Source organism: Anaerosporobacter mobilis DSM 15930 (assembly GCF_900142955.1).
GTDB classification, from domain to species: Bacteria; Bacillota; Clostridia; order Lachnospirales; family Lachnospiraceae; genus Anaerosporobacter; species Anaerosporobacter mobilis.
In genome coordinates this window covers 1-21,578 of record NZ_FRCP01000007.1, presented here as the reverse complement: position 1 = coordinate 21,578, position 21,578 = coordinate 1, and the positions used below count along the sequence as shown (strand labels likewise).

Sequence of the window (21,578 nt, the reverse complement as noted above, 5' to 3'; positions counted from 1 at the left end):
TGATTAATAAGGTTATAAGAATTAGAATGAATTAATAATAGAAAGTAGAGAAAATGATTATGAAAAAACAATCTTATAACCCATATTTACCATCATGGGAGTATATTCCTGACGGAGAGCCATATGTTTTTGGAGACAGAGTCTATGTATATGGATCTCATGACTTGTATAATGGTCATGTATTTTGCCTTGGGGATTATGTATGCTGGTCTGCACCAGTAGATAATCCGGCTGATTGGAGGTATGAGGGTGTGATTTATCCTAAAATCACAGACCCACTAAATAAAGATGGTAAGATGTGCCTGTATGCACCAGATGTTACAGTAGGACCGGATGGCAGGTATTATCTGTATTACGTACTTGATCATGTATCCATTGTGTCCGTAGCTGTATGCGATACTCCAGCGGGGCAATATGAATTTTATGGATATGTGCACTATGAAGACGGAACTCGTCTGGGTGAAAAGGAGGGAGATGAGCCTCAGTTTGATCCTGGTGTATTGACAGAGGGAGATATAACCTATCTGTACACGGGTTTTTGTTCTAGAGGTGATAAATCCCGCCATGGAGCTATGGCAACCGTTTTAGGAGCAGATATGCTGACTATTCTGGAGGCACCAGTAATTGTTGCTCCGGGTTGTGAATACAGTGCAGATAGTGGCTTTGAGGGGCATGAGTTTTTTGAAGCTCCATCTATCCGTAAAATAGGAGATACCTACTATTTTGTTTATTCTTCTATTGTGATGCATGAGCTTTGTTATGCAACTAGCAATAACCCAACAAAGGGTTTTGTGTATGGTGGCGTGCTGATAAGTAATTGTGATTTACATATAGACACTTATAAACCTGCTGAACAGCCAATGGCTTATGGAGGGAATAATCACGGTAGTATAGTTAAAATACAAGATGTTTGGTACATATTTTATCATCGTCAGACTAATGGTACATGGTATAGTAGACAGGGGTGTGCAGAGAAACTGACGGTATTACCCGATGGAAGAATCCCACAGGTGGAGATTACTTCCTGCGGTCTTAATGGTAGACCATTGGAAGGAAAAGGTGAGTATCCTGCCTATATTGCTTGCAATCTGTTTCGTGATATTCCTTCTATCTATGTGGGTGATAACCGATTCCCTAGGATTATCCAAGATGGTAGGGATGGAGATGAGGAGCCAGGATATATTACGAATATTCAGAATACCGCTACAGCAGGTTATAAATATTTTGACTGTGAAAATGTAACGGAAATTAGTATTAAGGTAAGAGGATATGCAAGTGGCGTATTTGAGGTGAAAAATGCTTGGGATGGTGACGTACTTTCCACCCTGAAGGTGGAGTATTCAAATGTGTGGGAGGAGTATACTGCTCCCCTGAAACTGCCAAACGGAAAGCAAGCAATTTATCTGACCTATCGTGGGGATGGAAATGCTAGTCTGCTATCCTTTACATTTGCTTAATGTTATTTCTTTTGTTATTACATTGAGAGTTACTAGTTTTGAGAAATCTGAAATTGATAATATCTTAGAAATGTATATTTAATTAGATAGTTCAAGTTGTATGCAATAACAACCAATCTTTATTTTTAGCTTGATGTAAATGAAGTAACTTGATATAGTTTAATTATCACAAAAGGAAGTAAGTGGAAAATGTATTAATAATGAGGGAAAGCATAAGCTTTCCCTTCTGCTGATCTGTGTACATAAGGTGAGGGCTAATAGCTTTGATGATGCCCATAACAAAGATTCTATAATCTTGTTTAATAAGGAAATTGTTTTACCTTATAATTATAATAGCATTGTGATACAATAAACCAATTAAATCTTAAAAGTAAAGGAGCAGATTATTTATATTTGCGGGGTGATTAAACATGGATTTTAGAAAAACTTTTGATACAATTCCAGAACAATTTGAAAAATGGAGGCTACGTTATTGTGATGAACTATTTACTGAAATTATTGAGATTGCAAAACTCGATTTAAATAAATCCATACTTGAAATCGGACCAGGAACTGGTCAAGCCACCGAACCATTCCTTAAAACAGGTTGTAATTATCTTGGTATAGAACTGGGAGAGCATTTTACAGAATTTATGAAGAGAAAATTTAACCCATATAGTAATTTTCACATCGTAAACGATGACTTTGAAACTCATGATTTTGGAGAGCAAAAATTTGATTTAATATTCTCAGCAACTACAATTCAGTGGGTACCGGAAGAAATCGGTTTTTCAAGGACATACGATCTTTTAAAACAAGGAGGCACATTAGCGATGTTTATGACGCTCTCCGATGAAAAAAGTGCGAACGAAGAGTTGTATGACAAAATTGATCAGATATATAAAAAGCACTTCCAGGTTGAAACAAAATACACTTGTAAACTGAATTATGACAATGTAGTAAATTACGGTTTTGTTGATTATAGTTATCTTGAATGGAAAAAAGTTAGAGTCCTTAATGCAGATGAATATATTTCGTGGATTAGTACGCATATTGAACATATAACTTTGCAGGAACCCTTTAAATCAAGATTTTACAATGGAATTCGGGAAGCAATAATGGAAGTAGGTAACAAAATTACAATTAATGATACAATTGCACTGTATATTGCGAAAAAACCTTGATGGATGGGGTTTTACTATGAATTTAATCAACTAGCTTAAAGCAAATAGCAGTTGAATGTGGTTTTGTTACAACATTATAAGCTAGTTGTCTGTTGTTAATTTATGATATATTATAGATAAAAGCTAATTAGGAAGGAATTACTACAATAATGAATAAAATTATATTAGATGATAATAAAAAACCAAAGGCTGCGTTCGTATGTGTGCACAATTCGTGTAGAAGTCAAATGGTAGAGGCCCTTGGAAAGCTCTTTGCTAGTGATGTGTTTGATAGTTATTCTGCTGGTACACATCTAAAAGACCATATTAATCCAGATGCCGTAAGACTTATAAAGCAATTATATGGTGTTGACATGGAAAAATCGCAACATAATAAATTAATTGACGATATTCCTAGTCCAGATGTTGTTATCACGATGGGATGTAATGTGAATTGTCCAATGTTACCTTGTAAGTATCGAGAAGACTGGGGATTAGATGATCCTAGTGGTAAAAGTGATGAAGAATTTATTAACATAATTGAAATAATTGAAAGTAAGATAATAGAATTAAAGGCTAGATTAAGTTAACCACCTGATTTGAATTATAATGAAATATTAAAACAATACAAAGAAGTGTGACATACCGTTGTCAGCCTACTTTTGTTTTGCTAATTTTACAAGTAAGATGCGAACAGTAAAGTTCGCGTTAAACCAAATGAGGAGGTATTCAATGAACAAAAATACGGATTTTTTGAAACTAGTAGAGGAACGATATTCGGTTCGCAAGTTTACTGACAAGGCTATTGAACAAGACACTATAGACAAAATACTAAAAGCGGGTCACTTAGCACCAACCGCATGCAACCGCCAACCTCAACGGGTTTTAGTAATTAATAATGAGGAAGGCATAGCCAAACTTAGAAAGTGTACACAATGCCACTTCAATGCTCCTTCCGCGATGCTTATCTGCTATGATAAGAATGAATGTTGGCATCGAGAATATGATGGCAAGACCAGCGGCGTTGTCGACGCGAGTATCGTTACAACACATATGATGCTTGAGGCTTACTCACTTGGTGTGGGTACGACGTGGGTTATGCATTTTATTCCCGAAGCCATCATTGAGGAGTTCTCAATTCCAGACAACATCGAGCCAGTCGCTCTGCTTGTTATGGGTTATCCCGATGAGAATTCAAAACCATTCCCTGGGCATTTTGAATGCAAACCACTTGAAGACATAGTATCGTACAATATGATAGTGAAATAGAAGATTAGAGGTAGTGTAACTTTTGGGAGTAAACTTTTATATCAAATCTGTACACAGAAGTTATGATAGAGGTTATGACTACAACCGAGTACTTTTATAAAGTACAGTCCTAAGTTTCTCCCTATCACATAGATGAATATTAAATATACGAGCCAGGTTAACAGCCTGGCTCGTATAATAATTATTAGTAATAATAGTTCCATCCCTAGCAAGATAATACGTTTTCGTAAATGGTGATAGCATAGCCTTAATAGGAAAATCTATACCACACTTGACCCAAATGGCATAAGTGCTAGTTTGGCAATCTTAAAGCATTGTAGACCAAAAGGAATTCCCACAATAGTAATAGAGAAGATTACACCAATAACAACAGCTTCTATTGCAAGAGGCAGACCAGAAAATATAATCCAAAGGATATTCAATAATACGGATCCAGCACCTCCGCCATATACAACTTCTTTACCAAATGGGAAAAATGATAGACTAGCAAACTTAAAACACTGTAATCCAATCGGTATCCCTACAATTGTAATACACCATACAATACCCGCAATAAACCAACTCATTCCCATAATAAATCCACCAAAGATAAACCAAAGTAAATTACCTAAACAGCCCATAGTACTCCCCCTTTTACTAGCTATTATATCATATGCTGTAGGTAGATCCAATTCTTATATTCATAGAGAAGTAAAATATTAATATAGCAGTTTCAATTGAACTAAAGGTATTTGCTCATTAGTTGACATATACTGGATAATTATGTAATATAAGATTATGTATGATTGGGGAGGTATATAATTCGATTACTAATCGCAGGAGGAAATGCAGGTATTTTGTATATTTAATTCAATCATTTATTGTTAAAAAAGTATAAAAATATGAATTAGGGTAAGGGGGATAAACAGAGGCTATAAAGTTAATTGTTGTAGGTAATAAAAATAAAGAAGATTTAATGCTATTAGTTTACAAGAAACTTGGAAAAAGAACTAATTGAACAAGGCAACTTGAGGAGGGGAATTAATATGATTATGAAAAATAAATGTAAAAGATTATTTGCTTTACTTCTTACGCTACTGATAGTTCTATCGTTGGCGGCGTGCAACAAGGATAAAAATGACTCACAGAGTGAGACTGTCAAAAGTGACGGTTATGCTAAATTCAGCCAATTGGAAATAGGTATGACCGAAAGTGATGTTAATGCAATTTTGGGTGAACCTGCGAAAGTTGACAAAGCTTCTTACTATTACAACATAACGGTAAATGGACAGGATTTAGAAATAGAAGTATGGATTGACACAACAAGTGGTTTAGTTTCTTATTTCTCCGGAAATTTTGCGGGGGATGAATATAGAGCTGAATTTGCCGATAGTGAAACCGATCTTTCCTCAGCCGATGAACTTGACAGTGGCAAGCTGAACACTTATGAAGAATGTGTAAGTGCTTTCAAAACTCCAGGGTACTTAATTAGTGCCAGCGAGAATGGTACAAAAAGATATCTTTGGGTAGATTCTAATGATGGTAATTTGTGTGTTACATTTAGAGCTGATGGAAGTGTAAAATCATATGCAGGTTATTGCTCTAATAACAAGTTTTCTGTTTTGAAGCTAAGATTAACGGTAGTGGAAGTTTAGTTTTTAGGCTTTAGGTTGTCTTAATATATTTTGTATAGAATGGATATATATGGTATATAATTAGATGATCAAAAATGCAATTTATTTTTTACAAGTTTTATAGGTATAATGGGGAGAGTAAGAATGTCAAAAAATGCAATGAATTATTTTGAAAACATAATCATACCACTAATTCAAGCAAATTATCCTAATATTATTTCAGATATGGATATAATGATATTAGGCTCTGTTGGATTAGGAATTGATGATGAGATTTCTGATATTGAAGCATCTATATATTTAGATGATGCAATATGGGAAAATCAAGGTAAACAATTACAATTATTATTAAATGATTGTCTTGCTAAAACCAATAACTGGAAGAGAGAAGGCTCGATTCTATGTGTCCATCCTGTATCTTGGCTGTTAGATGGTAGTGCCAATAAGTTCCTATCTAATAATGATAATTTACCTTGGGAAAATATATCTTTTGAAACTTTATTTACAATGCAGAAGAATACTATAATTTTAAATTCAAAAGGAATATTAACACATTTACGGGAGAAAACTGATGTAACAAAATATCCAGAGCAGCTATGGAAAAAATCATTAATAACCAATATAAAAGAGCTGTACGTTGAAGAATTTTTTGAATTAAATAAAAATGTTCAGCGAAATCATATTCCTGAAGCTAATATATTGTTTGGCTTAATGATAGAGAGAATTTATCACATTGCCTTTTTGGTTTCACATGAATATTATCCATGGCGTACACATCTAGACTGGGCGTTTAGAAATTTATCCATTTCTAAAACAGAACTTCGTAGCCAAATAGATAAGTTATTGTCTACCAGTAGTTGGAACGAAAGAGTGAAAATAATAAAATCCATCATTGAATTTTATAAAAACTATATAAAAAATAATAATCTTATTCCTGAAATCGATGTATATAGCGATGACCTTGAGACGGAACTGATTTGGGCAGAGCGGCTTTCTGCCTGGAACACACCTGACTGGCGGAATTTCATTAAAGAAAAGGAAAGGAATGCTGTAGATAGCGGTTATTCGCCAGAGCAATTTTGGGTTTGGAGTCTGTGGGAGTAATCCCTCTAAATGAGAGGTGGTGGAAAAGTGTTGATTCATCATTTTAACGGTTTTGCACTTGATGTTACCAGATTTGTGTCCCTTAACATCGATGTCAATTGAAAGAAATCTTTGGGTATATATTTTTATTTTAGTATCTTGAAAGCTAAATCTATAAAATAAGAGTACTCTTAAAATAATATTATCGTGATATTGTTGAGAGATATAAAAAAATGCACCATTACATGTTGAAGTATTATGACATTTAGTGGTGTATTTTTCTTTTTACTCGAGTACAAGCGCTAACCTGAAATTACATGATATATAGATGATAATGTATGTCTTGGGGTAGAAAAGTAGATTTTATTGAATATTTTGTTTTATATATATGCAATTATACTTAGTATAGAGCATATATTATAGATAAATATATATATTGATATAATATGTACGCAAATATAAGCTGATTTAGATTGACTATATAGATATTCATATATATAATGCATCATATAGACATTAATCTATATATAAGAATTAAAGGAGGTAATCATGAATTACTACGAAGAAAATTCTAAATTAATGAAGGCAATCGCTGATCCAAGTAGATTGAAAATCTTAGATATCCTATCATGTGGTGAGCAATGTGCCTGTGATATTTTAAAAATGTTTGATTTTACACAGCCGACTCTATCACATCATATGAAGTATCTAATGGATTGCGGTTTAGTAGTAGGACGCAAAGATGGTACTTGGATGCGATATCGACTGAATCTAGAAAGAGCAAATCAAATGATGTATTTTTTAATGGGTGTTATTACTCCAAAAGAGGAATGTATCTGCAAGAAATGCAATAATACAAATTGCAATTGCGAAAATATAGAGGAGCTTCTAGATGAAAACAATATTTGAACCAAGTAAAGTTAACTTAACAAAATACTTATTTTATACTGGAAAGGGTGGCGTTGGTAAAACTTCAACAGCATGTGCAACAGCTGTTTCCTTAGCTGATCAAGGAAATAAAGTATTACTAATTAGCACTGATCCGGCTTCCAATCTGCAAGATGTATTCCATACAGATTTAGATAATAAGGGAACACCAATTAAAGAAGTACCAAACTTATACGTGGCAAATTTAGACCCAATTGGTGCAGCCGCAGAATATCGAGAAAGTGTTATCGCTCCTTATAGAGGGGTTTTACCAGCAGAAGTTATATCTAATATGGAAGAACAGCTTTCTGGTTCCTGTACGGTCGAAATAGCAGCTTTTAATGAATTTTCAAATTTTATAACAGATGATTCAGCTAGCAATGAATATGACTATATTATATTTGATACTGCTCCAACAGGTCATACATTAAGAATGCTACAATTACCATCTGCTTGGAGTGGATTCATTAGTGAAAGTACGCATGGAGCTTCTTGTCTTGGTCAACTTGCCGGATTAGGTGAAAAGAAAGCTGTTTATAAGAAGGCAGTTGATACATTAACAGATAGTAACCTAACAACACTAATTCTTGTTGCAAGACCTGATAATGGACCATTAAAAGAAGCAGAACGTGCCTCAAAAGAGCTAATGGACCTTGGCGTTGTAAATCAAATACTCATAATAAATGGTGTAGTAACAAGTTTTAATGATGCATTATCTGAAAGTCTTTATCAAAAACAACAAAAAGCATTTGCTCAAATGCCAGATAACCTTAATAAGTTAGATACCTATTTCATTCCTCTTCGAGCTTATAACGTAACAGGTATAGATAACATAAGATCTTTATTTACATCTGATCAAAGTACTACAACAAATTTATAAACTTAAACATGATGATTTTTTAAATCTACAAAATATTATTGATGAATTATATCAATCTAAGAAAAAAGTAATCTTTACAATGGGAAAAGGTGGAGTTGGAAAAACTACAATAGCAGCTGCAATTGCTCTTGGTTTAGCAGAAAAAGGTGTTAAAGTACATCTATCTACTACAGATCCTGCAGCACATCTTAATTTTGTAATAAGCGAACAGGAGAATATCACCTTAAGTCATATTGATGAACAGAAAGTTTTATCTGACTATAAGGAAACCGTCTTATTGAAAGCTCGTGCTAATAATTTAAACGAAGAGGATATTGCATATATCGAGGAAGATTTAAGATCTCCTTGTACACAAGAAATTGCTGTATTTAGAGAATTTGCTTCTATCGTAGATCGATGCGAAAACGAAGTGGTTGTTATTGATACTGCACCAACGGGCCATACTTTATTATTACTTGATTCGACCCAAAGTTATCATAAAGAAGTACAACGAACAATGGGAGATACCCCTGAATCTGTTAAAAAACTATTACCTAGACTACGTAATGAACATGAAACATGTGTAATAATTGTTACTCTACCTGAAACTACACCAGTTTATGAAGCCTTACGATTAGAAGAGGACTTAAACAGAGCGAATATCCATTGTGGTTGGTGGATAATTAACGCTTCCCTATACAAAGCCAAAACAGATAATTCGTTATTAAAAGCAAAGGCAAATAATGAAATCGTATGGATTAATAAAGTTTATGATCATACGAAAGGAAAAGTTGCAATAACAGAATGGGCAAAAGACGATGTAAAAGGCTCTAACTTAAAAGCTCTTTACTTATAAAAAAGAGGATAGGAGATATAAAACTATGGAAACTAACAACAATTCTAGTGGAATCAGTTTCTTCGAACGCTATTTATCAATCTGGGTAATCCTTTGTATGATTATTGGTATACTGATTGGTAAATATTTGCCTAAAATACCAAGTTTACTAGGACAATTTGAATATGCAAACGTCTCTATACCAATCGCTATTTTAATATGGTTAATGATTTATCCGATGATGATGAAAGTGGACTTTAAAAGTATAAAAGACGTTGGACGTAATCCAAAAGGCTTGTTCGTAACATGGGTTACTAACTGGTTAATTAAACCATTTACCATGTTTGGTATCGCATACCTGTTTTTCTATATTATATTTGGTAATTTAATTTCGCCTGAACTTGCTAAAGATTACTTATCTGGCGCAGTTTTACTTGGAGCAGCCCCTTGTACAGCCATGGTATTCGTGTGGAGCCATTTAACCAAAGGTAACCCTGCATATACGGTAGTTCAAGTAGCAACCAACGATTTGATTATCTTAGTTGCATTTGTTCCTATCGTAAAGTTTCTCTTAGGAGTATCTAATGTATCAGTTCCATGGGATACCTTGATTTTATCCGTAATACTATTTGTTGTAATTCCTCTGGTAGGAGGTATCTTCACTAGAATGATAGTAATTAAGAAAAGAGGAGAAGAGTACTTTAAAAATACTTTTATACCAAAATTCAATAATACTACTATAATAGGACTTTTATTAACCTTGATTATCATATTTTCATTCCAAGGTGAAATTATTTTAAAAAATCCTACACATATTGTACTTATTGCAGTTCCTTTAATTATACAGACAGTTTTCATATTCTTTATTGCTTATATCGCTTCAAAATTATTGAAGTTACCTCATGATGTCGCAGCTCCTGCAGGTATGATCGGTGCATCCAACTTCTTTGAATTGTCTGTGGCTGTGGCCATTGCATTATTTGGTGCAACATCACCAGTTGCTTTGGCAACAATTGTTGGGGTATTAGTAGAAGTTCCAGTTATGTTGTTACTTGTTAAGTTTGCTAACAGTACTAAAAAGTGGTTTATATAATAACAAAATAATAAGAATGGAGAATGAATATGAGTAAATTAACTATTTTCGAACCAGCTATGTGTTGTGATACGGGGTTATGTGGAGTTGGTGTGGATCCTGAACTATTAAGGATATCAACTATAATCAATACACTAAAAAAACAAGGGATAGAAGTTGAACGTTATAATTTATCCTCTGCACCGAATGCTTTCGTTCAAAACATACAAATCAAAGAAATACTTAACAAAGAAGGTATTAAAGTGTTACCTGTTACTATGGTTAATAATAAAATTATTAAGAAATCTGGTTATCCTACCAGTGACGAACTAATGTCTTTGTTTGGAATTACTTTTATTTCTTCAGAAGAAGAACCAAAAAAGAGTGGAGATTGTGGTTGCTCCGGCGGCGGTTGTTTCTGTTAAATAATGGAAATACAATTTTATAGATAAAAGCGATTAGGAAGGAACTACAATAATAATGAATAAAATTATATTAAATGATAATAAAAAACCAAAGGTTGCGTTCGTATGTGTTCACAATTCGTGCAGAAGCCAAATTGCTGAGGCTCTAGGAAATCTTTTTGCTAGCGATGTATTTGATAGCTATTCTGCTGGTACTCATCTAAAAGACCATATTAATCCTGATGCCGTAAGATTGATAAAGCAACAATATAGTATTGATATGGAAGAAAAACAGTACAATAAATTAATTGATGATATTCCTAGTCCAGATGTAGTAATCACTATGGGATGTAATGTGGATTGTCCAATGTTGCCTTGTAAATATCGTGAAGATTGGGGCTTAGATGATCCTACCGGTAAAAGTGATGAAGAGTTTATTAAAATAATTCAAATAATCGAAGACAAGATTATAGAATTAAAGTCAAGAATAAGTTAGTTTAAATAAATCAACCGTTAAAAGGTATTTAGTTTATACAAAACTAAGTACCTTTTTATATGTATAAAGTGTTTCTTATAGAGATGGCTTAGTGGTTTATATGTTGCAGAATCTGACAAAGTACTTAGTAAAAGCCTAAGAAAGGTAAAGCTCATAAATATTGTCTATAGAGGCTTACTTTTTTATATTATTGAACATTAGCAATAATTGATTTATAGATAGCAATATACAATAAGATATTAACTGAAAATGGTTATATAATGAAATAGAAATATATGTTATAACTAATCAGTATATTGTGAATAAGTTCATAATATTTAGTGAACATTGTTGAATGAGTATGTTGAATGAATATACAGAAGAACACTCTCAAAAATTACAAATCATAAAATATACGATCGAAAGGATCATTTATACTATAACCCCTAAAAGCAAACTATAGAAGTATTAGAAGTTAAAATCGTATGTAGGTAAGTATGAATAATAAATTTAACATTCTTAGGAGGTATTTTATGTTTCAGTTTAACAAAAAGAAGCTCGCAGTATTGTGTGCAATGGTAATGATTTTTTCATGTTTTATTCCGGTATCTGCTTCAGCAGCTGTAGATTATTGGCAAAACTGGACGGATGGGGGTGGTACAGTAACTTCTACCAATGGAAGCAATGGTAATTACAGTGTAAACTGGTCCAATTGTGGGAATTTTGTTGTTGGTAAAGGTTGGACTACAGGGAATGCTAGTAGGGTTGTGAACTATAATGCTGGTGCTTTTAATCCGTCTGGAAATGGATATTTAACATTCTATGGTTGGACACGTAATTCGCTAATAGAATATTACGTTGTTGATAGCTGGGGTACTTATAGACCTACTGGAACTTATAAAGGTTCCATGTCTAGTGATGGTGGTACTTATGATATCTATACAGCTACGAGATACAACGCACCTTCTATTGATGGCACTCAAACATTCACACAATATTGGAGTGTTAGACAGTCAAAAAGGGCAACCGGAAGTAACGTACAGATTACTTTTAATAACCATGTAAATGCATGGAGGAATGTTGGTATGAATCTTGGTAGTAGTTGGTCTTATCAAGCGTTATGCGTAGAAGGATATCAAAGCAGTGGCTATGCCAATGTAACTGTGTGGTGACAATTCATAAGTTAATTGTTATTGGGTAATAAGCAGTCATCCGAACTGCTCGATATAATTTTGTAATGTGTAGAAAGACTAACCAGCCTTGAGACTTTAGTCTGTTTTATCATCAAAATACTTACCTACATACAATAGCAATATAACTATACAGAAGAGTTATTTTAAAGGAGATAAGTAAATGAAAAAACTATTAGTTTCACTCTTATTGTCAATTGTAGTTTTCATTTGTGCTTGTTCTAACGATAAAGCTGATCGCTTTATGCTAGTTGAAGGCGGAACTTATATAAACACAGAATCCGATTATTATAAAGACGGCATATCAATAACAGACTTTTATATTGGTAAGTATGAAGTCACCCAACAAGAATGGATTGATGTAATGGGAAGTAATCCTTCTAATTTTACAGGTAATAATCTTCCAGTAGACACAGTGAGTTGGTATGATTGCATTGAGTACTGTAACAAAAGAAGTGAAAAAGAGGGCTTAGAACCCTATTACAACATAGATAAAAATCTGAAAGATCCAGATAATATAAATGAAGTAGATAATATCAAATGGATTGTAACCATGAATGAAGAAGCCAATGGTTATCGATTACCTACTCAAGCAGAATGGGAATATGCTGCAAGTGGAGGACAACTGAGTAAAAATAATAGATATAGTGGTGATAATAACGCAGACGAAGTGGCCTGGTATTGGAGAAATGCTGGAGATACCTACTTATCAGGAGATTGGACCTGGGCTGCCATCGAGAATAACAATAACAATACGAAACCCGTTGGTGAAAAAAAACCAAATGAGTTAGGAATCTATGATATGTCAGGGAATGTAAGAGAATGGTGTTGGGACTGGTTTCAAGACGACGTTTACGATAGTGGTTATTTTCGAGTGTGTAAGGGCGGCGGTTGGATCGGAGATGTAATCTGCTGTGAAATCTCTTATAGTGGTAAGTTCGACCCGAATGGTATAGGATCTGACCAAGGATTTCGTGTATGTAGAAATAAGTAATGGAAAGATTCAAGTAATAACAAAAAAATCACGAACAGTATTCATGTCGTGATTTTTTTGCTTAATGATAGAAAGTTGACCCAACTTAATCCAGACGATGAAATCCTAAACTTATCAAATACATAAACGATATATTATTACCCAATGAAACAGACTATGGTTATAAATTTAGTATTTTGGTTCATAAAGCTATAACACTTATGAAAGATAAATATGCAAAATGAGAAAATCACATGAAATATCTTTATAAAAACAATGATAAATATGAACTTACAAAGAAACCCTAAGTTTACATTCATTTTATCTGTATTTCCTAAGATTTGTTTAAATTATTGTAATTAGAATGAATCTTTTTGGAGAGATAGGTAGTTAATAACTAGAATTCCATAACTTTGGCTTCATTGGACACATCAACAAGTGTCCAGTGAAACCAATAAGTTAAACGATGATTATCAGATATTTACCGACTGATAATATAATTAACCCACAAATATCTATAAAATCCAGTTGTTTGTGGGTTAATTACGACATTCCCGAAGATTTCTTTCAATGGACAAAACAACTGTCGAGGGACACAAATATCGTAATATATAGAGAGTAAAAAACCGCCTAAATAAGCGGTTTTTTTGTTGCCATAAAACAATATGTTACCAAATTTGTGTCATAAAAAAGGACACGGATTTTATTTTGAAAGAGATGTAACATTAAAAAAACATGAAAGTATCAACATTACATTATAAATTTCTCTATGAATACCGCAATCTTGGTATTAAGGACTTCATAAGTGATAGTAACTTAAAGGTATCTGCATAAGATTAAGTAAGATTTTTTTACATATATTCAAATATTTTAGCTGGAGGGTAAAAGAAACTATGAAAACAGAAAAAGTCGTAACAAAAAATGCTACATATCAAAAATTTGAAGTATTAAAAAGTAACAGAAATAAACGTTATAAGTATCAAGAATTTCTTGTAGAAGGTGTACGTAATATAAATGAAGCAGTAAAAAAAGGATGGAATATCAAATCTATTCTCTATGTTGATAATATTAATCTTTCAGATTGGGCAAAAGGAATTATCAGCAGTACATCCACCGAGATAAACTATATTCTTAGTGAAGTACTAATGAAAGAGCTTAGTGGAAAAGAAGTAACATCAGAAATTATGGCTATTATTGGTATGAGAGTCGATAATTTGGACTCATTAGTATTATCAAATAATCCTATGATAGCATTATTCGACAGACCCTCGAATAAAGGTAATCTAGGAACAATTATCCGTTCTTGTGATGCATTGGGGGTGGAGTGTCTTATCTTAACAGGACATGCTGTAGATTTGTACGACACTGATGTAGTAGTTTCATCTATGGGTTCGTTTTTTAACATGCAGATAGTCAGAGTTCCTGAAACTCAAAAAGTTTTGGATTTTATAGCAGGTATGCATAGACGATATCCAACTTTTAACACAATAGGAACCACCGCTCATAAAGAACACCCTATTTACGATTTGGATTTGTCAGGTCCTGTTTTATTCATGATAGGAAATGAAACAGATGGCTTGTGCAATACTTTTAAAGACTGTTGTGACCTTTTAGCAACCATTCCGATGGCAGAATCTTCTTATGCCTCATCCTTTAATGTTGGTTGCGCTGCAACCGTTATGTTTTATGAAGCATCAAGACAAAGATATCTTTATTTTGGAGAATAATAATGGAATATAATGATTCCGTATGTAGCAGACAGAAATAATGAATTAGAAAGTAATTTAATTAGTAATAAGTAAAGGGAAGCTAGCTTATGCTTTCCCTTTACTATAAGTATTTTTTCATGCGATACACAAATTAATTTGAGATAACAACATATAACAATTTTTGTGTCCGTATTGCGACAATTTACCATTTTTATATCACTTTTTTATTTTGATAGAAAGTCTTAAACAGCAGAGAGGCATCATTTTACCAGTTTTATGTCCTTGATGTTACCAGATTTGTGTCCCAACAACAGAGGAAGAGATAATTATACACATTATAATTTATACTTATCTATTCGCTAAACTCAGGTTTAACGAAATCATTATGTAAAATTCATATATGTTTTCCCACGCTAACAATTATATTATAAATAAAATTAAAAATCAAAGAAATGAGGTAAATTACATGAAATTAAGTGGAAAATTCGATTTTTTAGGTGCTATTGCAAATCAATCATCAAAGGAAGGTTCAAAACCTTACTATGTTGTATCTCTTTTACAAGATGTCGATGTAACTAAAGTTTATGTCGACTATGATACATATTTAAATATTAAGGATATACCAAAAATGACACCAGTTGACGTTGACTTAGACATTACTGTAAATAAAGACAGAACTTACATTTCCCTTTTAACTGTAAGTAATGCAAAACAGGTTAAAACTGCGTAAATGCAACATTTGTCGATTTCTTACACTTTAGTTACATGGGCCTTGCGCCCATTAGTGCTCGATTTTGAATATTAAGTGTTTTATAGAGTTGTTGAGATTTTAAGTTTGTAAAGCGTTGCAATCCGCTTGCGGGTTTAAATATAAATAAATAAGTGTACTCGTTTGTTTATTTATTATTAGAAGGATTGAATCTCTTTATATTTACTTACTCTCTCACTGCTCTGTTAATGGGTAGGTGTTTATTATGGAAAATATAGAAAATGTTGAAGTTGCAAGTGGTTCTGCAATTGAAGTAATTAGACTAATGGAAAGTAATAATTTATATCTAAATGCTATATTTAGCATACTTATGATAGGAATATGTATTGTTTTTATATATTTTTTGTATAAATTTTTGAGAATATTTTTCTGATTGTAACATGGTAAAGTTGTAAATGCCAAAAAAGGCTTACATATAAAAATATAAGAAAAGAGGTATCACTATGGGTGAAATAATTACAGCTTCAATGGTAAATGGTGTTTTGGATCAAGTTAAGGAATTGCTACCGATTCTTATGCCGGCTATGATTAGTTTTATTGGCTTAAGAAAGGCTATTTCATTTTTACAAGGTGTCTTACATTCAGCTTAGTAGCTGGCAGGAAGTAGGCTATTAGCTTACTTCCTTTTTTTTATACATGAAAGGGGGTATTTTATGTTTTATGTATTAATATTTGTACTATTCGCTATAACATTTATTGAAGTTCTTCTGTATATTACTGATTATATAAATCGTGATTGTTATATGTTTAATGATGAATCTATGGATAAAAATGTGAGGTATTCGGATGAGAAATAAAATTCTTGTTATGATTTTGATAATTTGTATGCTTACTGGTACTATTAATCCCAAAAAATCGCAAGCTACTGGTGTTGAAATAGCTATTGTAATTGGTGTTGAAGTAGTGAATTATCTTGTTCTTGCAAGTATTGCTTCAGGAGTTGCTGTGGAAGATATATACGAAAAGAAAAATGAGAATGATGGAAATTGGATATCTGTAACTAATAAGAATGGAAATCAATTTGAATTAGCTTCTGGTGCTATGTATAAATTGAGTCAAGGTTATGCTAAGAGCCTAGTAGATTCATTATCGAAAACACAGTTAAAAGAATTATCAAGTGCTATTACTATTGATAATAATACAATGAAAGTTAGCAATGTTGGAGAGGACACTTATAATTCCATCAATAGTATGAATGAAATGATACGAAATAATCCTAAGCTTAAGTCGTATTTGAATAGTGATACATTAACTGGTAAAACAATGAATCAAATTCAATTAGAATTGCTTAAAACTGCATTTACATCGATTAAAGCTTATAATCCTAATATGAATGTTTTGGAACTATCTAAAACGTACCCATATTATGTCCTATTTCCTACTGCGGGTGGTTATGGAAGTACTTCTATTGATGAAAATAAAAGAGGATATGTAATGGCATTCTCTCAATACCCACTTTTTGCAACATGTAGGCAAGAAAATCTAACAGGTGATTCTAAGCAATTATTTTATGATGTCTTTATGTATAATGGTGAGAAATTAGGAAGCGTAAATAATTATTGTTGGTTTAATAGTAATGCTTATGGTGGTACAACTATTAAATCATCTGAAATGACGAATAATCCGTTTGAATTTTGGAAAAGTGGAGTAAGTGTTGTTGGTAATGGATTAATGGTAGTTGGTAATGCTGATTATATTAGGCTTTCAGATTTGTCATTTCCAAATCATACATCTTTGAATTGGGAACGTTACGTAAATGAGGTAGCTAGTAGATATTATAGTCTGCCTATATCTTGTTTGAATAGTATGACAATAGATACATATATGCCATATCCTAAAGACGGGGTTAGGGTTAAAGAAGATGAAAAAGTTGTAATACCGCCTATAACTTCTTTGGATAATGTTGACGATTTAGCGGAATACGTTAATTCGGGATCTGTTAAAGATACTGAAAATGGTAGAACTATAGATAATTCTGATAGTATAATTCGTGATAAAGTTATTAATCCTGTTCTTGATAGGGATACAACTGGTAATCCACCTATTGAAAACGACCTTTCATGGTTAGACCGATTGTTTGAATGGTTTAATAAACATTTAACTTCATTGGGTGATAGTATTGTTAGCGGTATTGGTGCTATTATAAATGCTCTTGGACTAACTGGTCTAATTGAATGGATTGGTGAAATCTGCGGTAACATATTAAGTGGTGTTGTTGATGGCTTTAAATCAATTGGTAATATTCTTGAATGGATATTGGAATTATTAGGTACTGGAGTAATAAGTGCTATAACAGGCATAGGGAGTGTACTTGGTGATATTCTAGAATTTTTACTTGGTTTGATAGAAGGACTTATAAGTGGATTTAGAGAATTGCTAATATCTTTATTCGTACCAAGTGATGGTTATTTAGATGCTAAAGTATTGCAATTAAGGACTAAGTTTTCTTTTGCTGACGGAATTATAAAAATAGTAAAAGGTTTTGATAGTGCCTTGACTGGTACTGCTCCACCAATTGTAAAACTAGGTAGTTTAGATGAAAGCAATAAGTATGGAATTAATAATTATGTATTAATGGATTTAGTTTGGTTTAAAAGGTATAAACCAACTACTGATATTATTTTGAGTGCTGCATTATGGGTTATATTTATATGGCGCATGTTTATCAAATTGCCTGGTATAATTGCTGGCTATTCTGCTATGACTTATGCTGATGCTAAAATCGACGAGTATAATAATAAACAAGGTAAAGGTGATTAATATGATAATTAATGGATTATTTGATTTTATATTTGGTTTAGCAAATGTATTGTTTGAATTTTTACCTAGTGTTGAAATAGGATTTGGAACGGGATTTAATACATTCTTAAGTATTGTTAGCTCTGTTGCTTATTTATTACCTATGAATACAATTTTGATTATGTTTGGAATAATAATTTCACTTATGATATTCCGAATAATTGTAAGTGTTATAAAAACTATATGGCAGTTACTACCTATTTTGTAATAATAAAGGAGATATAATTATGTTGTCTATAATAAGCGTTATAGCAAGTTTGTTGTTAAGTTTATGTAAAATGTTATGGTATATTGCTATTCCAATTATGATATATACTTTATACCTTATTTTATCAGTATTTGTAGTAAAAAAATATTTTGTTAAACATGGATACAAAATAAATAAGCAAATTAGTAAAACAATTAAACGAACTGGTTTATTACATAGTTTATTCATTGACTTACCTTATAGATATGCACTTGATTTAGTAACTAAAGAGGAAAACTATTTTCCTTTTCAAGGGATTCATATGTTCTGTGGCGAACAAGGTAGTGGAAAAAGTATTGCAATGTGTGAATTTATGAAACGTTTACAAGAAAAATGCCCTTTGGCTAAAACAGTAACGAATTTTGACTATGATACACAAGATGATGAATTGGATACTTGGCATAAGTTAATTGATTATACTAATGGTAAACAAGGTGTAATAGTTGGTATAGATGAAATACAAAATTGGTTTATGTCGGGTAAAAATCAACTTCCACCACAAATGTTAGAGGTCTGCACACAAAATAGAAAAAATAGACGTGTAATAGTCTGTAGTGCTCAAGTGTTTACAAGGGTAAATAAAGCTATTAGAGAACAAGTTACTTTAGTCTATCGACCATTTACATTCTTGGGTTGTTTTACTGTTGTACGTATAGATAAGCCTGTTTATGATTCAGAAGGGAATGTTAAGAGTTACAAGTATCGTGGTATATATCACTTCGTTCATAAAAAAGAAATTAGGGAATGCTATGATACATATAAGGTTATACATACTCTTGGTAAAGATGGTTTTAAAGAAACAAATATATTGAGTAACAATTAGTTATGAAATGTAATTCTTGAAAACATAAAAAAGTAGCTTGCTACTTTTATGTTTCAAGAATTGCTTACTTGACAATAACAACATAACTCCCTACTTTTTTGTTTTTAAGGGTTTTATATTTAATAATTTAGGATTGGGGGATTTTGAATTATGGCATATAATTTACAAAAAATAGAGTTTCTAGATGGTACTCAATACAGAATATATGGTACTCCAGTAACAGAACGACAATATATGAGTGGTGAAAAATTAAGACTACAATCGGATGCGATTGATGAAAAAATAAGAATACATCAACAAACACCGTGGGGCACATTCGCTGATGAGGTTGACAATATTGAGGTGCTTAGTATAGATGAAATAATAGCAAGAAAACGACGTTCTGTTATTAGTAGTACAAATAGGTCAAAGACAATGTTATACAATTATGCACGCTCTAACGAATGGGATTACTTTATTACCTTAACATTTAATAAAGATAAGATTGATAGGTATGATTATAAAGTTGTTTCACAAGCAGTACGTAAATGGTTAGATAATACAAAGCGTAAGTATGCACCAAACTTAAAATACTTATTAGTTCCAGAATTACATACCTTAAAAAAAGGAGAAACTACTCCTGCATGGCATTTTCATGGACTTATTTCCAATACTGGTGATATAAAATTTACTAGGGCAATTGATCCTCACACTAACAAAGAAATGTTTACAGATAGTGGAATACCAATATTCAATTTTAAAAGTTACAAATTGGGATTTACTACGGCTACTCCCTATACAAGATAGCGCAAGGGCATCTAGTTATATAACTAAATACATAACAAAAGATTTAACCTTAAGGACAAAGGGATATAGGCGCTACTATCCTAGTCAAAACTTAGACTTACCGAAAAAAACATACTACTTTCTGCAAGAAAGTGAAATACTAGAATTTCTTAAGAAAAGGGAAAAACGAATTACTTATAGAAAAGATGTAAAAGTAAATGTTAGTAACTACGAACAACTAATCACATATCTAGAAATAAGTAAACCAATAAAAGGGGGCTAATACAGTTCCCTTTCTTCTACTCTTCTATTTACATTAATAATTCATTCTATATTTATATTCTATTCTATTATCTTTTCTTGTATATTCTTTGTTATTCTCTAATAAAACATTCTCGAGGTTATCAAAAAAACCATTTGCAAATATAGCGTAATTATTTCTATTTTCTAATTCATCATAGTTATTATTAATTGGGTTTATTGGATTTAAGAGTTCCAATTCATCAACTGTACATATGTATAAATCTTCAAAAATCGAACTAACTGAAATCAAACTGACTTGTTTAATAGCTTTATCAATTTTATTGTAATCTAATGTATCTTCATCATATAATTCTGTTATATCTTCAATAGCAGATATAAATAGATTATCCCTAAATGTAATAGCTCCGTTATTAACAATCTTGTTATTGTCAAGTATATCTAAATTCGGTTTCTTAATTGCAATAAATATTATTATGAATGCAAGAAATGTAACTGACATAAAAACGAATATTTTTGTATTTCTAGCTTCTTTTCTCATCTTTTGTATTGTCGGTGAATTCTTTCTCCAGTACTCTTTCCAGTCCTCTTCTTTTTTCACTCTTCAATACCCCTTATAAACCTTGCTAATAAAAGTCAAGTACTTTTTTGAAGTATTTATGTAGTAAAAAAGGGTAACTTTAATAGACCTCATTTACAGGAGAAGAAATGTAAAATATAGTAATTAGCTATTTGTAGAGTTCCATTACTCTAGCGTAATAGATGCGAAGAAACTTGTTTATGGCTGCCATTTTAGCAACATTTAAAGGTTTTCCTTCTTCTTCTTTCTTGATCATAAAAAGATAGACAGGATCATCTTGTGGTTTATGCATCTTTAAACATTGCATTACTTCATAACAAGCTTTT

The 21,578-nt window shown here is 32.2% G+C and carries 24 protein-coding genes and 1 pseudogene; 22 read left to right on the top strand and 3 right to left on the bottom strand.

Features of this window, described 5'->3' with window-relative positions:
* Window positions 1-59: 59 nt before the first annotated feature.
* The 4 genes from BUB90_RS04975 (at window position 60) to BUB90_RS04960 (ending at window position 3,868) form a co-directional block, all read left to right on the top strand.
* Window positions 60-1,457 carry a family 43 glycosylhydrolase gene (locus tag BUB90_RS04975; RefSeq protein WP_073284878.1) on the top strand — a complete coding sequence of 466 codons (1,398 nt, stop codon included), beginning with the start codon at window positions 60-62 and terminating at the stop codon, window positions 1,455-1,457.
* Window positions 1,458-1,867: 410 nt separating this feature from the next.
* Window positions 1,868-2,620: a class I SAM-dependent methyltransferase gene (locus BUB90_RS04970; RefSeq protein ID WP_073283936.1), complete on the top strand. Its 753-nt coding sequence runs from the start codon at window positions 1,868-1,870 to the stop codon at window positions 2,618-2,620.
* 149 nt (window positions 2,621-2,769) lie between these two features.
* Entirely contained in the window at window positions 2,770-3,189 is a 420-nt protein-coding gene (locus BUB90_RS04965; protein ID WP_073283933.1) for an arsenate reductase/protein-tyrosine-phosphatase family protein, read from the top strand.
* 142 nt (window positions 3,190-3,331) lie between these two features.
* Complete coding sequence (locus BUB90_RS04960) at window positions 3,332-3,868, top strand: nitroreductase family protein (RefSeq protein WP_073283931.1); 537 nt, start codon at window positions 3,332-3,334, stop codon at window positions 3,866-3,868.
* A 260-nt stretch (window positions 3,869-4,128) separates the two neighbouring features.
* Here the strand turns inward: BUB90_RS04960 and BUB90_RS04955 are convergent, their stop codons facing one another.
* Window positions 4,129-4,488, bottom strand: a complete 360-nt coding sequence (locus tag BUB90_RS04955) for a YccF domain-containing protein (RefSeq protein ID WP_073283927.1) — start codon at window positions 4,486-4,488, stop codon at window positions 4,129-4,131.
* A gap of 405 nt (window positions 4,489-4,893) precedes the next feature.
* Between BUB90_RS04955 and BUB90_RS04950 the strand changes: the two genes are divergently transcribed.
* The 18 genes from BUB90_RS04950 to BUB90_RS04880 all read left to right on the top strand — a co-directional run bounded on the left by BUB90_RS04950 (window position 4,894) and on the right by BUB90_RS04880 (window position 20,432).
* Window positions 4,894-5,502: a hypothetical protein gene (locus tag BUB90_RS04950; RefSeq protein ID WP_073283924.1), complete on the top strand. Its 609-nt coding sequence runs from the start codon at window positions 4,894-4,896 to the stop codon at window positions 5,500-5,502.
* 123 nt (window positions 5,503-5,625) lie between these two features.
* Window positions 5,626-6,585, top strand: a complete 960-nt coding sequence (locus tag BUB90_RS04945) for a DUF4037 domain-containing protein (RefSeq protein ID WP_073283921.1) — start codon at window positions 5,626-5,628, stop codon at window positions 6,583-6,585.
* Window positions 6,586-7,113: 528 nt separating this feature from the next.
* The gene (locus BUB90_RS04940; protein ID WP_073283918.1) at window positions 7,114-7,473 is read left to right on the top strand and encodes an ArsR/SmtB family transcription factor; all 360 of its coding nucleotides are present in this window, start codon (window positions 7,114-7,116) and stop codon (window positions 7,471-7,473) included.
* Window positions 7,457-8,371 (top strand): TRC40/GET3/ArsA family transport-energizing ATPase, encoded by a 915-nt coding sequence (locus tag BUB90_RS24530; protein ID WP_330393749.1) that lies wholly within the window; start codon window positions 7,457-7,459, stop codon window positions 8,369-8,371. The genes BUB90_RS04940 and BUB90_RS24530 overlap by 17 nt, the downstream gene beginning before the upstream one ends.
* Window positions 8,372-8,450: 79 nt before the next feature.
* The gene (locus tag BUB90_RS24525) at window positions 8,451-9,206 is read left to right on the top strand and encodes an ArsA-related P-loop ATPase (RefSeq protein ID WP_334292882.1); all 756 of its coding nucleotides are present in this window, start codon (window positions 8,451-8,453) and stop codon (window positions 9,204-9,206) included.
* Between the two features lie 25 nt (window positions 9,207-9,231).
* The gene (arsB, locus tag BUB90_RS04930; protein ID WP_073283915.1) at window positions 9,232-10,278 is read left to right on the top strand and encodes an ACR3 family arsenite efflux transporter; all 1,047 of its coding nucleotides are present in this window, start codon (window positions 9,232-9,234) and stop codon (window positions 10,276-10,278) included.
* Window positions 10,279-10,307: 29 nt separating this feature from the next.
* Window positions 10,308-10,682 carry an arsenite efflux transporter metallochaperone ArsD gene (arsD, locus tag BUB90_RS04925; RefSeq protein WP_073283912.1) on the top strand — a complete coding sequence of 125 codons (375 nt, stop codon included), beginning with the start codon at window positions 10,308-10,310 and terminating at the stop codon, window positions 10,680-10,682.
* A 55-nt stretch (window positions 10,683-10,737) separates the two neighbouring features.
* Window positions 10,738-11,157: an arsenate reductase/protein-tyrosine-phosphatase family protein gene (locus BUB90_RS04920; RefSeq protein WP_073283909.1), complete on the top strand. Its 420-nt coding sequence runs from the start codon at window positions 10,738-10,740 to the stop codon at window positions 11,155-11,157.
* A 512-nt stretch (window positions 11,158-11,669) separates the two neighbouring features.
* Window positions 11,670-12,308 carry a glycoside hydrolase family 11 protein gene (locus tag BUB90_RS04915; protein WP_073283905.1) on the top strand — a complete coding sequence of 213 codons (639 nt, stop codon included), beginning with the start codon at window positions 11,670-11,672 and terminating at the stop codon, window positions 12,306-12,308.
* 181 nt (window positions 12,309-12,489) lie between these two features.
* Window positions 12,490-13,320 (top strand): formylglycine-generating enzyme family protein, encoded by an 831-nt coding sequence (locus tag BUB90_RS04910; RefSeq protein WP_073283902.1) that lies wholly within the window; start codon window positions 12,490-12,492, stop codon window positions 13,318-13,320.
* An 872-nt stretch (window positions 13,321-14,192) separates the two neighbouring features.
* On the top strand, window positions 14,193-15,026 hold the full coding sequence (locus BUB90_RS04905) for a TrmH family RNA methyltransferase (RefSeq protein WP_073283899.1): 834 nt from the start codon (window positions 14,193-14,195) through the stop codon (window positions 15,024-15,026).
* Between the two features lie 448 nt (window positions 15,027-15,474).
* Window positions 15,475-15,738: a hypothetical protein gene (locus BUB90_RS04900; RefSeq protein WP_073283894.1), complete on the top strand. Its 264-nt coding sequence runs from the start codon at window positions 15,475-15,477 to the stop codon at window positions 15,736-15,738.
* Between the two features lie 482 nt (window positions 15,739-16,220).
* Entirely contained in the window at window positions 16,221-16,367 is a 147-nt protein-coding gene (locus tag BUB90_RS23410; protein ID WP_170865438.1) for a hypothetical protein, read from the top strand.
* A 63-nt stretch (window positions 16,368-16,430) separates the two neighbouring features.
* Window positions 16,431-16,574, top strand: coding sequence for a hypothetical protein (locus tag BUB90_RS23405; RefSeq protein WP_170865437.1), 144 nt, complete (start codon window positions 16,431-16,433; stop codon window positions 16,572-16,574).
* Complete coding sequence (locus BUB90_RS04895) at window positions 16,564-18,537, top strand: hypothetical protein (protein WP_073283891.1); 1,974 nt, start codon at window positions 16,564-16,566, stop codon at window positions 18,535-18,537. The genes BUB90_RS23405 and BUB90_RS04895 overlap by 11 nt, the downstream gene beginning before the upstream one ends.
* Window position 18,538: 1 nt before the next feature.
* Window positions 18,539-18,784, top strand: coding sequence for a hypothetical protein (locus tag BUB90_RS04890; protein ID WP_073283887.1), 246 nt, complete (start codon window positions 18,539-18,541; stop codon window positions 18,782-18,784).
* 19 nt (window positions 18,785-18,803) lie between these two features.
* Window positions 18,804-19,646, top strand: coding sequence for a zonular occludens toxin domain-containing protein (locus BUB90_RS04885; protein ID WP_073283884.1), 843 nt, complete (start codon window positions 18,804-18,806; stop codon window positions 19,644-19,646).
* Window positions 19,647-19,796: 150 nt separating this feature from the next.
* On the top strand, window positions 19,797-20,432 hold the full coding sequence (locus tag BUB90_RS04880; protein ID WP_073283881.1) for a rolling circle replication-associated protein: 636 nt from the start codon (window positions 19,797-19,799) through the stop codon (window positions 20,430-20,432).
* A 295-nt stretch (window positions 20,433-20,727) separates the two neighbouring features.
* Here the strand turns inward: BUB90_RS04880 and BUB90_RS04875 are convergent, their stop codons facing one another.
* A complete protein-coding gene (locus BUB90_RS04875; RefSeq protein ID WP_073283878.1) occupies window positions 20,728-21,273 on the bottom strand; it encodes a hypothetical protein in 546 nt (181 codons plus the stop codon).
* Between the two features lie 127 nt (window positions 21,274-21,400).
* Window positions 21,401-21,578 (bottom strand): annotated as a pseudogene (locus BUB90_RS23910) (IS110 family transposase); the annotation flags it as partial.